The 12,828-nt window shown below is 66.0% G+C and carries 10 protein-coding genes; 8 read left to right on the top strand and 2 right to left on the bottom strand.

The features are described 5' to 3' along the window. Positions 1 to 41 precede the first annotated feature (41 nt). On the top strand, positions 42 to 740 hold the full coding sequence (phoB, locus tag ACQZF9_RS12040; RefSeq protein ID WP_428309214.1) for a phosphate regulon transcriptional regulator PhoB: 699 nt from the start codon (positions 42 to 44) through the stop codon (positions 738 to 740). 6 nt (positions 741 to 746) lie between these two features. Then, a complete protein-coding gene (gene phoR / locus ACQZF9_RS12035) occupies positions 747 to 2,210 on the top strand; it encodes a phosphate regulon sensor histidine kinase PhoR (protein ID WP_428309213.1) in 1,464 nt (487 codons plus the stop codon). Between the two features lie 132 nt (positions 2,211 to 2,342). Here the strand turns inward: phoR and ACQZF9_RS12030 are convergent, their stop codons facing one another. Next, positions 2,343 to 2,948 carry a YceI family protein gene (locus tag ACQZF9_RS12030; protein ID WP_428309212.1) on the bottom strand — a complete coding sequence of 202 codons (606 nt, stop codon included), beginning with the start codon at positions 2,946 to 2,948 and terminating at the stop codon, positions 2,343 to 2,345. Positions 2,949 to 3,101: 153 nt separating this feature from the next. Here ACQZF9_RS12030 and ACQZF9_RS12025 point away from each other — a divergent pair, with 153 nt between their 5' ends. Continuing rightward, on the top strand, positions 3,102 to 4,697 hold the full coding sequence (locus ACQZF9_RS12025) for a glucan biosynthesis protein (protein ID WP_428309211.1): 1,596 nt from the start codon (positions 3,102 to 3,104) through the stop codon (positions 4,695 to 4,697). A 43-nt stretch (positions 4,698 to 4,740) separates the two neighbouring features. Here the strand turns inward: ACQZF9_RS12025 and ACQZF9_RS12020 are convergent, their stop codons facing one another. Next, positions 4,741 to 5,790, bottom strand: coding sequence for a hypothetical protein (locus ACQZF9_RS12020; protein WP_428309210.1), 1,050 nt, complete (start codon positions 5,788 to 5,790; stop codon positions 4,741 to 4,743). 236 nt (positions 5,791 to 6,026) lie between these two features. On the opposite strand from ACQZF9_RS12020, the gene ACQZF9_RS12015 reads away from it, so the two are divergent. The 5 genes from ACQZF9_RS12015 to ACQZF9_RS11995 all read left to right on the top strand — a co-directional run bounded on the left by ACQZF9_RS12015 (position 6,027) and on the right by ACQZF9_RS11995 (position 12,809). Continuing rightward, on the top strand, positions 6,027 to 7,430 hold the full coding sequence (locus ACQZF9_RS12015) for a 3-oxoacyl-ACP reductase (protein WP_428309209.1): 1,404 nt from the start codon (positions 6,027 to 6,029) through the stop codon (positions 7,428 to 7,430). Between the two features lie 170 nt (positions 7,431 to 7,600). Beyond that, on the top strand, positions 7,601 to 8,230 hold the full coding sequence (gene ribA, locus ACQZF9_RS12010; protein ID WP_428309208.1) for a GTP cyclohydrolase II: 630 nt from the start codon (positions 7,601 to 7,603) through the stop codon (positions 8,228 to 8,230). Continuing rightward, positions 8,227 to 10,413, top strand: coding sequence for an AarF/UbiB family protein (locus tag ACQZF9_RS12005; protein WP_428309207.1), 2,187 nt, complete (start codon positions 8,227 to 8,229; stop codon positions 10,411 to 10,413). Before ribA ends, ACQZF9_RS12005 begins: the two co-directional genes overlap by 4 nt. Beyond that, on the top strand, positions 10,410 to 11,429 hold the full coding sequence (locus ACQZF9_RS12000) for a quinone-dependent dihydroorotate dehydrogenase (RefSeq protein WP_428309206.1): 1,020 nt from the start codon (positions 10,410 to 10,412) through the stop codon (positions 11,427 to 11,429). The genes ACQZF9_RS12005 and ACQZF9_RS12000 overlap by 4 nt, the downstream gene beginning before the upstream one ends. Positions 11,430 to 11,543: 114 nt before the next feature. Continuing rightward, positions 11,544 to 12,809 carry an OmpA family protein gene (locus ACQZF9_RS11995; RefSeq protein ID WP_428309205.1) on the top strand — a complete coding sequence of 422 codons (1,266 nt, stop codon included), beginning with the start codon at positions 11,544 to 11,546 and terminating at the stop codon, positions 12,807 to 12,809. Positions 12,810 to 12,828 lie beyond the last annotated feature (19 nt).

The following is a 12,828-nucleotide window of genomic DNA, read 5'->3' as shown; positions in this document are numbered from 1 at the left end:
AACACCTTGTATTTAGCATCCCGCGAATTCCTCAATAGCGCATGGGCATGTCAAACAAGCTGATACTGGTAGTCGAAGACGAGGCGCCGATCCGCGAGATGCTCAAGTTCGCGCTGGAGCGGGCGGATTTTGGCGTCGCACTGGCCGGCAATGCCGCCGAAGGCCGGCTGCGCATCGCCGATCAGCAGCCCGACCTGATCCTGATGGACTGGATGATGCCGGGCATGTCCGGCGTCGAGTTCTCGCGCGAGCTGAAGAACAACCCGACCACGCGCGACGTACCGATCATCATGGTCACCGCCCGCGTCGAGGAAGAGGACAAGGTGCGCGGCCTGAATGTCGGCTGCGACGACTATGTCTCCAAGCCGTTCTCGTTCCCGGAGCTGATCGCGCGCATCAACGCCGTGCTGCGCCGCTCGACGCCGGGCGGTGAGGAAGAAACCCTGGCCGTCGCGGGCCTTGAAGTCAACGCCGCCAGCCAGCGCGTCACCGCCAAGGGCGAGCCGGTGCGGCTCGGGCCCACCGAGTACCGCCTGCTGCATTTCTTCGTCAGTCACCAGGACCGCGTGTACACGCGCGAGCAGGTCCTGGACCGCGTCTGGGGCCAGAGTGTGTACGTGGAAGAACGTACCGTCGACGTGCACATCCGCCGGCTGCGCAAGGCGCTGGAGCCGCATGGCTTCGACGCGATGATCCAGACGGTCCGCGGCACCGGCTACCGATTCTCCGAGAAGGTCTAACAGCGGATGGCGAGCGAGCAGCCGGAAACCCTGACGGCTGCGGCTGCGCCCGCTGAAGCTAGGCCCGAGGTCGCCACCACACCGCTGGCGGTCACGACTACCGGCAGCACATTCAGACGCAGCACCAAGCGCCGGCCGTTCCGCTCCGTGGTCTGGCGGCGCGAGCTGGGCAAGCTCGCCGGCATGATCGCCGCCGGCACCCTGCTTGGCTGGATGTTCGGCAACACGCTGCTCGGCTGCACCGTGGCGATCACGCTGTATCTGGGCAATCACCTGCGGTATCTGCGACACCTGCGGCTGTGGCTGGCCGCACCCAAGCAGCATTCATTCCCGGACACTTCCGGTATCTGGGGCGAGGTTTTCGAAGCTCTGCAGGCACTCGAGATGCGCAACAGCCGTCGCAAGAAGAAACTGGCCGAGATCGTCGCCGAATTTCAGGCCTCGACCGCGGCGCTGCCCGATGGCGCCGTGGTGCTCGGCGAAAGCGGCATGATCCTGTGGTTCAACCGTGCCGCGCAGGCGATGCTCGGTCTGCGCGTCAGCCACGACATCGGCATCCGCGTCGCCAACCTGATCCGCCATCCGAACTTCACCAACTACATCGCCAGCGAAATCTACGAAGGCGAGGTGGAAGTGCCGTCGCCGATCAATCGCGCGGTGTCGCTGTCGCTGCGCATCATTCCGTATGGCAACAACCAGCGGCTGATGATCGTGCGCGATGTCTCCGAAATCCGCCGGCTGGAAACCGCCCGCCGCGATTTCGTCTCCAATGCCTCGCATGAACTGCGCACGCCGCTGACCGTGCTGCGTGGCTATCTGGACATGCTCGACCCGGAAACCCGCGAGGGTCGCAGCCTCGCCGGCTGGAAGATGCCGATTTCGGAAATGCGCCAGCAGTCGGCGCGCATGGAATCGCTGATCAACGACATGCTCAAGCTGGCGCGTCTGGAGTCCGACGCCTACGAGCACAAGCAGGAGCTGCTCGACGCCTCGATGATCCTGAACCGCTCGGTCGACGAAGGCCGCTCGATGTCGGCCGGCGCGCATCGCTTCGACGTCAGCATCCAGCCGGGCCTGAAACTGTTCGGCCGCGAAGTCGAGGCGCAGAGCATCTTCTCCAACCTGATCACCAACGCGGTGCGCTACACGCCGCCGGGCGGCAGCATTCGCGTGCGCTGGTGGAGCGACGCCGAAGGCGCGCATCTGTCGGTGGCCGACAGCGGCATCGGCATTGCCGAAGACGATATTCCGCGGCTGACCGAACGCTTCTACCGGGTCGACGTCGGCCGCTCACGCGCCAGTGGCGGCACCGGCCTGGGCCTGTCGATCGTCAAGCACGCGCTGGAGCGGCATGAGGGCAGCTTGCGCATCGAAAGCGAACTCGGCGTCGGCACCACGTTCTTCTGCGATTTTCCGCCGCATCGCGCGCACAGCGAAGTGGAGCCGGCGCGGGTGGCGCGGTCGGGCTGATTGTTCCCGAATTTTCTGCATAACCCGTTCGTGTCGAGTAGCGGGCTTGCCCGCGTATCGAGACATTGCGCAATCCCTCGATTCGCTCGCTGAAGCGAGCTACTTGGGAGGAACGCAGAACCGCTCAGGCGTTCAACGTCCGCCCGGCTTCGGCGCATCGACGCGCCTGGCCTCCACTGCGATCTCGATCGTGACCTCGTCGCCGACCAGGTTCGGCAGGTAGGCGGTCATGCCGAAATCCGAGCGCTTGATCGTCGCGTAGGCATCGAAGCCGCAGGCCCAGACGCGGAACAGCGGGTGGATCGCGCAGGCCAGATGCTGTACGTCGAGCTTCACCGGCCTGGTGACGCCATGCAGGCTCAGCTCGCCCTCGACGCTTGCCGTCGTCGCCGAGTTCAGGCTGACTTTGCTCGACGCGTAGCGCATCTCGGGGAATCGGGCGGCGTCGAAGAACTTGTCGCTGAGCAGGATCTTGTCGCGTCCGGCGTGGCCGCTGTTCAGCGAATCCACGCGGATCACTGCCTCGACCCTGCTCTTGTTGCCTTCGCGGTCGAGAACGAAGCTGCCGCTGGTGTTGTCGAAACGGCCGTGCAGCGTCGACAGCCCGGCATGATTGATCGCAAACAGCGGGTACGTGTGAGAGCCGTCGATCTGGTATTCGTCGGCGGCCCGCACCGTGCCGCTGCTGAGCGCGAACGCTGCCGCGAGAAAAACCAGCTTTTGATGGCAGCGATCCATGCGAGCACCTGCGAGCGAAAGGACGCGGCGATCATAGCCCCGTTCAGCGGGGCGACGCCCGTGCCGGGTTTTCCTTAAACTCGCGGTTTGCCGACCCTTACGGCCAGGCCCGCGCCCGGCTTCCACACGCAACCGAACAAATATAAACAGACCATGCAGAGACGAGATTTTCTGAGCGCGGCCGCCGCGCTGTCGGCCGCCGGCCTGTCCGCACCCGCCGCCTTCCTGAGCCTGACTGCCGACGCGGCCGATCTGAAGCGCCTCGGCAATGCCGAGCCTTTCAGCTACGCGGCGCTGAAAGGCCAGGCGCGGGCGCTGGCCGCGCAGCCTTACAAGTCGCACACCGGCGAGCTGCCCAAGGAAGTCGCCGCGCTGGACTGGGATCAGTACCAGGCGCTGCAGTTTCGCAACGATCACGCGCTGTGGGGCGAAGACGCGTTGCGCTTCAAGGCCAAGTTCTTTCACCTGGGCCTGTTCTTCAAGAGCCCGGTGAAGATGTATGAAATCGAGAACGGCCAAGCCAGCGCGATTGCCTACGACCCGGCGATGTTCGACTACGGCAAGAGCGGCGTGAACGGCAAGAAGCTGCCGAAAGACCTCGGTTTCGCCGGCTTCCGCCTGAACTTTCACACCGACGACACGCGCGACGTCGCCGCGTTTCTCGGTGCCAGCTATTTCCGCGCGGTCGGTGGCGAGTGGCAGTACGGCCTGTCGGCGCGCGGCCTGGCGATCGATTGCGGCAATTCGACACCCGAAGAATTCCCCAACTTCACGTCGTACTGGCTGGAGCGGCCGGCGAAAGACAGCAATACGCTGACGATTTACGCGCTGCTGGATTCGCCGAGCACCACCGGTGCGTACCGCTTCTTCCTGACGCCAGGCGGCACGCTGGTGATGGACATCGACGCGGCGCTGTATCCGCGCAAGCCGATCGACCGGCTCGGCATCGCGCCGTGCACCAGCATGTACCAGTTTGCCGAGAACGATCACCGCATGGCCAACGACTGGCGTCCGGAGATCCACGACTCCGACGGCCTGTGCATGAACACCGGCAGCGGCGAGTGGATCTGGCGGCCGCTGAACAACCCGCGCAACCTGCGCTTCAACGCCTACCAGGACGAAAACCCGAAAGGCTTCGGCCTGCTGCAGCGTGATCGCGACTTCGATCATTACCAGGACGACGGCGTGTTCTACGATCGCCGGCCCAGCCTGTGGGTCGAGCCGAAAGCCGGCTGGGGCAAGGGCTCGGTGCAACTGGTCGAGATTCCGACCAATGACGAGACTTTCGACAACATCGTCGCGTTCTGGAACCCGATCAAAAAGCCGCAGCCGGGTGACGAGCTGCTGTTCGGCTATCGCCTGTACTGGGGCGCGAAAATGCCGAGCAACCCGCCGAACGCGATCTGCGTGGCGACGCGCACCGGCCTCGGTGGCGTCGTCGGCCGCCCGCGCACCTATTTCTCATGGCGTTTCGCGATCGACTTCGCCGGCGGCGATCTGCCGCTGATCTCCGCCAAGGCCAAGGTCGAGCCGATGATCAGCGTGTCGCGCGGCAAGGTCGAAATCACGTCCGCGCGGCCGCTGGATTCGATCAAGGGCTATCGCGTGATGTTCGACGTGGTGCCGCCCGACGACAGCACCACACCGATCGACATCCGCGTGTATCTGGCGGCCAATGGCCAGTCGATGACCGAAACCTGGATGTACCAGTACACGCCGCCGCCAAAGGAAGAGCGCAAGCTGGTTTGAGTTCAGCGGACAAAGCCCCGGGTTTCACCCGGGGCTTTTCGTTTCAACGGATATAAACCGGCCCGCGCAATTCCTTGCCAATTTTCAGTCCGCCCTCGTTGGCCAGTGTCGGCTCGACGACGACGGTATAGCGGCCGGACTTGAGTCCCTTGAACAGCAGCATGCGGCGATTGCTGTTGAGCTCCCAGGCGCCCTTGGCCGGCTGGCCGTTGTCGGCCAGCAGCTTCACCGAGGACGCGAAGTCCGCGGTCTCCGCAAAGCTCGAATCGAACAGCAGGCCGACGGTGCGTTCCTTCGCTGCCTGACCGGCGTAAAGCAGATTCAGCTGGCCCGGCGTCGAACGCTCCGGCCACCACTGGCTGAGCACGTCGGCGCGCGGCGCGGACTTCGCGACCACCGCGGCTTTCGGCGCAGCGGCCGGCTTGGGCTTTTCTGCCGGAGCCGGAGCCGGCGGCGGTGCAGCTTCCGCGGCCGGCGCCGGCTCTGACTTGGCAAACGGCTCGGCTACCGGGGCGGGCTCGGCGTCGGCGAGCGCGGTCTCAGTGGGCGGCGCAGCTTTCGGCTTCACCACCGGATCCGGCGTCGGCCGCGGCAAGGGCACGGCGGGCGCTTCGGGCTTCGCAGCCGGCGGCGCTGCGGCCGCGACCGCGGGTTCGGGCGCAGCAGCCGGCGCATCAGCCGGTGTCGACGTGCTCGCGGGGCTGTCGTCCGGCATCGGAAAGTCCGAGGCGCCTTCGATCTCGACGGCGCCTTCCTTGGGCGCGTCCTTGGCAGCGGGAGCTTCGGCGGCCGGCTTGGGCGGCGCCTGGTTGTCCGGCGGCACCGCGATGTCGGGCACGCCGTGCGCGGTTGCCGCGGCGCTGCTCGGGGCGTCGGCGGCAGCGATCTGGGTCGCCGGCTCGGCCGCGGCCGGTGCAGCGGCGGTGGGCACCGGCGCGCTGCTGACGTCGCTGGCGAACACTTCGTCGACCTTGGCGCCGGCCGGCAGTTGCTCGTCGTGCTGCTTGAACGGCTTGACCAGATTCAGCACGACATAGGTGACCACGACGACGCCGACGGCGATGCCGGCGATCGTTCCAAGCCTGTTGCTCATTCCACGCTCCGCATCGTTTTTCTTGTGTGGTGTGCTGCCCGCATCGGGCCACTATTGTGGCCGGCAGCGAGCGCGTCAATCGCCATTCGGACTAGAGCCTGCTCACCGCCGACAGCCGCGCATTTGCTTAATCGGGCCAGGCGTCTGGCCGCGGTGCCAGTGTGGCCTGTGCAACGCCACTGGATAATGGCGGTCTTCTCTTGATCTATTCCTTTTCTAATCTTCTGGAGCTTTGCATGAGCGATCGTCTGCTGGACTTCACCCAAACGGCCATGGGCAAGCAGATCGCCGGCCTGCTCGGCGTGCCGACGCCGCCGAAGCTGCGCCGTGCCAAGTCCGGCTACGCGCAGCAGCCGCTCGAAGGCAAGAAGGTGTTGCTTGGCAGCGCCTCCGCCGGTGAGTTGTCGCCGGCCCTGGTCAGCGCGCTGCATGAAATGGGCGCGACCATCGTCGTCAGCACCGAGCTGCCCGGCCTGGCGCCGGTAAAGAAGGCCGCCACCGACGCCAAGATTCCGCTGAAGACCGAGGCCACGGGCGAGGGCGCCCACGCCTATGTTTTCGACGCCTCCGGCATGGAAGGCACCGCCGGCCTGCGTCAGTTGTATGACTTCCTGCAGCCGCGCCTGTCCAAGCTCGCCGCGAACGGCCGCGTGCTGCTGCTGAGCCGCGCCGCGCAAGACACCGCCTCGGTCGCCGCCTACACCGCATCGATGGCGCTGCGTGGCTTCACCAAGAGCCTGGGCAAGGAGATCGGCAAGAAGGGCGCGACCGTGAACCTGGTTGAAGTCGGCGCCGGTGCTGAGGGCACCATCGCCGGCGCGCTTCGCTTCCTGCTGACCGAGCACTCGGCCTATGTCGACGCGCAGTTCCTGGCGCTGAGCAAGCCGGCCAAGGGCGCGCTGCTGAACAGCTTCGTGCTGCCGCTGGCCGGCAAGACCGCGATCGTCACCGGCGCCGCGCGCGGTATCGGTGCCTCCATCGCCGAGACGCTGGCGCGCGAAGGCGCAAGCGTCGTCGGCATCGACCGTCCGGCCGAAGAAGGTGCGCTGGGCCTGACCATGAGCCGCATCGGCGGCCGCGGCCTGGCGCTGGACGTGACCTCACCGGACGCCGGCGACCGCCTGGCGCGCGAGATCGGCGGTCTGGATATCGTCGTCCACAACGCCGGCGTCACCCGCGACAAGATGCTGCGCAACATGCCGCAGCACTGGTGGGACCAGGTGCTGGACATCAACCTGGGCTCGATCCTGCGCATCAACGAAAGCCTGTTCCAGAACGGCCTGAACAAGGGCGGCCGCATCGTCTGCATCTCGTCGATCGGCGGCATCTCCGGCAACGCCGGCCAGACCAACTACGGCGCGACCAAGGCCGGCATCATCGGCTACGTCGAGAAGCTCGCCGAACAGATGGCCAAGAACGGCGGCGCGATCAACGCGGTGGCGCCGGGCTTCATCGAGACCCAGATGACCGCCGCGATGCCGCTGATGCCGCGCGAAGTGGGCCGTCGCCTGGCCTCGCTGAACCAGGGCGGACTGCCGGTCGACATCGCCGAGGCGGTGACCTTCATGGCCAGCCCCTTGGCGGCCGGCGTCAATGGGCGCACGCTGCGCGTCTGTGGCCAGAACTTCATGGGCGCCTGATCGGCCAACCGGGGCAGATCCTTGGGGCAAACCCAAGGGCTTGCCGGACAAGGTAAAATCGGCGGCGCCAGGACGCTCTGGCCTCCTCGCTATTGCGATGGGGCCGGCCGTCACCATCGTTCGGGCCATGATTCTCCTTCGCGTCAGGCCCTGACGCCTCCGATAAAGCCATGCTGACTTCCTCGCTACCGACCCCGGCCACCAGACGAATCCCGTTGGAAAAGATCGCCGAGTCCAAGCTGCCGACGCCGTTCGCGGAATTCCGCATCTCGGTGTTCAGGACGCCGGACGAGAAAGAGCACGTGGTGATTGCGCTCGGCGATCTGGCCAGCGGCGAGCCGCCGCTGATCCGCGTGCATTCCGAATGCCTGACCGGCGACGCGCTGTTCTCGCTGCGCTGCGACTGCGGCTTTCAGCTGCAGGCCGCGCTGGCCAGCATCGCCGAGGCCGGCCGCGGTGCGGTGCTGTACCTGCGCCAGGAAGGCCGCGGCATCGGCCTGGGCAACAAGATCCGCGCGTATGCGCTGCAGGACCAGGGCCGCGACACGGTCGAGGCCAATCACCAGCTCGGCTTTCCGGCCGACGCGCGCGACTACGGCCTGGCGGTGGATCTGCTGCGCCAGCTCGGCCTGCAGAAAATCCGGCTGATGACCAACAACCCGCTCAAGCTCGACGCGCTGGTCGCCGAAGGCATCGAGGTGACCGAGCGCGTGCCGGTGCAGTCGGGACTGAATCCGCATAACGAAGGCTATCTGCGCACCAAGGCCGAAAAAATGGGGCACTGGCTGACCTTGCCGTGAGTTCCGAGCCGTCTGCGCCCGGCGGCGGCAACTCGCCGCCTGCAAAACGCGGCGGCCTCCTGCGCGATCTCGGCTCGCTGACGGTTTCGACCTACCGGCTGACGCAGAGCCTGTCGCCGCTGCTGAAACAGCTCGGCTCCTCCGACGATGTGACGCGCGAGGATCTGGCGAAGTCCATCGATGTGATCTTCGACGCGCTGTATCGCCATCCGCTGCTGCGATCCAGCGAAAAAGTCACCGCGTTCCTGCGCTCGCGGCGGCTGATTCCGAACGAGCAGTCCACCGAAGAGCTGCTGCGATTCGTCGTCGCGCAGGCCGTCGCCCGCAGCCCGGTGCAGGTGCCGGACTCCATCGTTCAGGAGTTCTGGCGCTTCTTCGACGAGCTGTTTGCCAGCCCCGAGCTGAAGGGCCTCGGCGAGCTGACTTTGGACATGGTACGCCTGGTCGTGCGCACCTACGAACCCTTGCTGGTCGAAGTCGTCAACGTGCTCAAGGCCGGGCGCCGCTACAACGAATGGCAGGTGCGCGAACTGATGCTGCGCGCCGCATTGATCCGCGGCGACGTGACCATCGTGCAGCGGCAGATACGCGCGCTGCGCTACATCAAGCCGTTCTTCCAGACCGACGCCAAGGACTTCAAGGCGCAGGCGCAGATCATTGCCAGCATGGTGCGCGAGTTCGGGCCGTTCTTCGTCAAGATGGCTCAGGTTGCAGCGGCAAATGCGGACTTTCTGCCCGAGGAAATCGCCAGGGAACTGGCCGTTTTCCACGAAGACGTGCCGCCGATGAGCGCCGACGAAGTCGAGGCCGCGTTCCAGGAATGCTATGGCCGCCCGCCGAACGAGCTGTACATGGATTTCGACACGGCGCGGCCGGTGAAGTCCGGCTCGATCGGCAGCGTCTACGTCGCCAAGAAACCTTTCCTTGAGCATGGCCCGGATGGGGCCCGCGAAGTGCTGCGGCCGGTGGTGATCAAGGTCGGCCGCCACAACATCGACCGCGAATTCGCGATCGGCAAGCTGGTGCTCGGGCTCGCGATCATGTCGAGCCAATACTGGGCGCCGCACTCGAAGCTGACGCCGTTCCTGCGCGCGATGCAGGAGCAGGTCGACGAGTTCGTCGCCGGCTTCGTCGAAGAGCTGGACTTCGAAAAGGAAGCGCAGAACCATGCGCGTTTCTACGATCGCAGCCTGCGCAGCGGCCTGTGGAAAGTGCCGCAGCTGTATGGCCACACCCATCGCATCATCGAGATGGAATATCTGGCCGACGCCACCGGCCTGACGCGTGCGCTGCGGCGCATGAACCGCCGCGATCGCCGCCGTTTTCAGGCGCGGCTGGCCGAGCGCCTGCTGTACGCGGTGCTGTATCACGGCCTGGTTTACGGCGAAATCCACGGCGATCTGCATCCGGGCAACGTCATGGTCGGCTCCGACGGCGCGCTGCATCTGATCGACTGGGGCAACGTCGTCAAGCTCGACGGCAAGTGGGCCGCGGTCTGGGACTATCTGGCCGCCGCGGTGCTCGCCGATACCGGCCTGCTGACCGACACGCTGATCGAAATGTCGACGCATCCGGAAGAGAATCGCGCGCGTCGCAAGGAGATCAAGGCCTCGCTCGACGAGACCCTGGAACGCAAGCAGGTGACACCGCTGACGCGGCGCAACTTCATCATCGAACTGCAGCGCGGCGGCCTCGACGGCCTGTATCGCCGCGGCCAGACCGTGTTGCAGCTGATGACGAATACGCAGCAGGCCGGCCTGGTGCTGCGCCGCGATTATCTGCACCTGTCGCGCGCGCTGTTCGCCGCGGCCGGCAGCTTCGGCAGCCTCTACGAAAACGAATCGAAGACATTGCTGGCGCGCGACATCGCGATGTCGCTGGCGCGGATGCCCTTGCGCGCCAGCCAGGACTGGCTGATGTTCGAGACGCGCGGCATCGCGCGCGCGCTGGCCGACAGCCTGCCGATGCCGCAGTTCCTGCGCTCGCGGCTGATGCCGCCGCCGCGGCGCGCACAGTCGGAGCCGGTGCCGATTCCGCGGCGCGAAGCGGCGGCGAAGCACGTTGTCGATGCGCCGATGCTGGCAACGCCGGCGCCGAAGCCGCGGCCAAAAAGCAAAGCTGCCAGGAAAACCACCGCGGCGCCGAAAGCGCCGCGACGCAAGCGAGACGATCCAACACCATGACCGGGCTTTATTCGCTGGCGCGCAAGGCGCTGTTCACTCTCGACGCCGAACGTGCGCACGAAATAACCCTGGAAATGTTCCAGCGTTTTCCTAAGCTGGCGACGGCGCCGTTTGCTTCTGCCGCGGTCGAAGATCCGGTGACCCTGCTCGGCCTGCGCTTTCGCAATCGCGTCGGCCTGGCGGCCGGACTCGACAAGAACGGCGCCTGCCTGCGTGCCTGGGACCGGCTCGGCTTCGGCTTCGTCGAAATCGGCACGATCACGCCGCGGCCCCAGCCCGGCAATCCGCGGCCGCGCATGTTCCGCCTGCCCGAGCATCGCGCCCTGATCAACCGGCTCGGCTTCAACAACCTCGGTGTCGACGCGCTGCTGCGCAATGTCGCGGCCGCGGAGTTCTCCGGCGTGCTCGGCATCAACATCGGCAAGAACGCCGATACCGCGATCGAAAATGCGGTCGACGATTACCGGCTGTGCCTGCAGAAGGTTTACAGCGCCGCGCACTACGTGACGGTCAACATCTCGTCGCCGAACACCAAGAACCTGCGCGATCTCCAGGACGAGGCCAGGCTGCGTGCGCTGCTCGTCGAACTGGTTGCCACTGCCAGACAGCTGGCGCAGCAGTACGGCAAGCGCGTGCCGCTGCTGGTCAAGATCGCGCCGGATGTCAGCGAGGCGCAGCTCGACGGCATCGTCGTCGCGGCGCGCGAATCCGGTATCGACGGCCTGATCGCGACCAACACCACGATCGAGCGCGGCGCCGTGCAGGGCAGTGCGCATGCGGCGGAAATCGGCGGCCTGTCCGGCGCGCCTTTGCTGGCCCAGTCCACCGAGACGCTGCGCCGGCTGCGCCGGAAAGTTGGCCAGGACTTCGTTCTGGTCGGCGTTGGCGGCGTGATGTCGGGCGCCGACGCAAGGCTCAAGCGCGAAGCCGGCGCCGATCTGGTGCAGGTCTACAGCGGTTTCATCTATCAAGGTCCGCGGCTGATCGCCGATGCAGCGCGCGCGCTGCGAAGCTGACGACCCGCGCGCATTGAACACTCGCGAGCCTGCCATTAGAGTGGGCAGGTTGTTGCTTCGCAATAAAACAACAGTAGAAGGTCGCGATTCGGCGGCCGCAAAGGGATCGGTCGAATGAAGAAGTTAGCCTTGGGGCTGTTGCTGGCTTGCGGTTTTGTCTCGGCTGCGAACGCTGACGATGGCGTGATCGGCCCATCGACGCTGTCGCTAGGCGGCCTGTACGAATTCCCTGACAGCCATCGCGATTCCGACGACGGCTACGGTGGCCACGTCACCTTCAATATGCCGCTGCAGAGCCGCCCCAGCGAAGGCATCGAGATCGATTTCTATGGCCTGAAGCGTGACGCCGATGCCGGCGGCACCGATTCGCAGATCGGCCTGTTCGCGAATTACACCAAGGGTTTCGGCCTGTATGGCTGGGACCAGGAAGACGGCGTCGAACGCTTTCTGCCGAGCTTTTCACCCTACGGCCTGATCGGCGTCGGCGTGGTCCGCGACGATGTCGCCAACGACGAGCATTACGTGCCGGCGCTCGATGCCGGGCTTGGCCTTGCGTTCCCGCTGGGCTGGCGCGGCCTTTCGCTGCGCACCGAGGCGCGCGTGATCGGCCAGTTCAACAACGACTCGGTGCCGGACGAGGACTTCCTGCTCGACGTGCAGCTGCGCGTCGGCCTGAGCTTGCCGCTGGGCACGCCGGCGGCTGAGAACGTCGACGATACCGCGCTGAGCAAGGAATGCGGCCTGGCCGTGGTCGACCCGGTCACCGGCCGCAAGGATTGCTCGGTGGATTCGGATCGCGATGGCGTCAACGACAACGCCGATCTGTGCCCCGGTACGCCGGCCGGCACGCCGGTCGATCTCAACGGCTGCGCCGCGTCCGCGAGTTTCGACTCCGATGGTGACGGCGTGCCGGACGACGCCGACCAGTGCCCGGGCAGCCTCGCCGGCGCCGCGGTCGACATGAGCGGCTGCGCGGTTACCGGTGAGGGTACGCCGCCGCCGTCGACGCCGGGCAGCACGACGCTGGTGCTGAGCACGGTGCGCTTCGCCAAGAACTCGGCCGAGCTGACGCCGGAAGCCACCGCGCTGCTGGATCAGGCCGCGGTCGGCCTGACCGGCGACTCCGAGATCGTCGTCGAAATCGCCGGCCACACCGACAACGAGGGCAAGTCGAACTACAACCTGATGCTGTCGCTGCTGCGCGCCGACAAGGTGCGCCAGTACCTGGTCGGCAAGGGCGTCAGCCGTTACCGGCTGTTCGTCGAAGGCTATGGCGAGACCAAGCCCACCGACAGCAACGCGACCGAAGCTGGCCGCGCCCAGAACCGCCGCGTCGATCTGGACAAGCTCGACGTCAAGGTCAGCGAGCCCAAGCACTAGGCGGTTCGCTTCGACAAAA

Source organism: Hydrocarboniphaga sp. (genome assembly GCF_965279055.1).
Taxonomy (GTDB): Bacteria; Pseudomonadota; Gammaproteobacteria; order Nevskiales; family Nevskiaceae; genus Hydrocarboniphaga.
The sequence above is the reverse complement of the archived record's forward strand: the minus strand, read 5'-3'. Positions and strand labels throughout refer to the sequence as shown.

What these genes read in the sequence shown, in the direction of transcription:
- phoB (WP_428309214.1), top strand. Translation starts at nt 42, where the DNA reads ATGGGCATGTCAAACAAGCTGATACTGGTAGTCGAAGACGAGGCGCCG.
- phoR (WP_428309213.1), top strand. Translation starts at nt 747, where the DNA reads ATGGCGAGCGAGCAGCCGGAAACCCTGACGGCTGCGGCTGCGCCCGCT.
- ACQZF9_RS12030 (WP_428309212.1), bottom strand. Translation starts at nt 2,948, where the DNA reads ATGGATCGCTGCCATCAAAAGCTGGTTTTTCTCGCGGCAGCGTTCGCG.
- ACQZF9_RS12025 (WP_428309211.1), top strand. Translation starts at nt 3,102, where the DNA reads ATGCAGAGACGAGATTTTCTGAGCGCGGCCGCCGCGCTGTCGGCCGCC.
- ACQZF9_RS12020 (WP_428309210.1), bottom strand. Translation starts at nt 5,790, where the DNA reads ATGAGCAACAGGCTTGGAACGATCGCCGGCATCGCCGTCGGCGTCGTC.
- ACQZF9_RS12015 (WP_428309209.1), top strand. Translation starts at nt 6,027, where the DNA reads ATGAGCGATCGTCTGCTGGACTTCACCCAAACGGCCATGGGCAAGCAG.
- ribA (WP_428309208.1), top strand. Translation starts at nt 7,601, where the DNA reads ATGCTGACTTCCTCGCTACCGACCCCGGCCACCAGACGAATCCCGTTG.
- ACQZF9_RS12000 (WP_428309206.1), top strand. Translation starts at nt 10,410, where the DNA reads ATGACCGGGCTTTATTCGCTGGCGCGCAAGGCGCTGTTCACTCTCGAC.
- ACQZF9_RS11995 (WP_428309205.1), top strand. Translation starts at nt 11,544, where the DNA reads ATGAAGAAGTTAGCCTTGGGGCTGTTGCTGGCTTGCGGTTTTGTCTCG.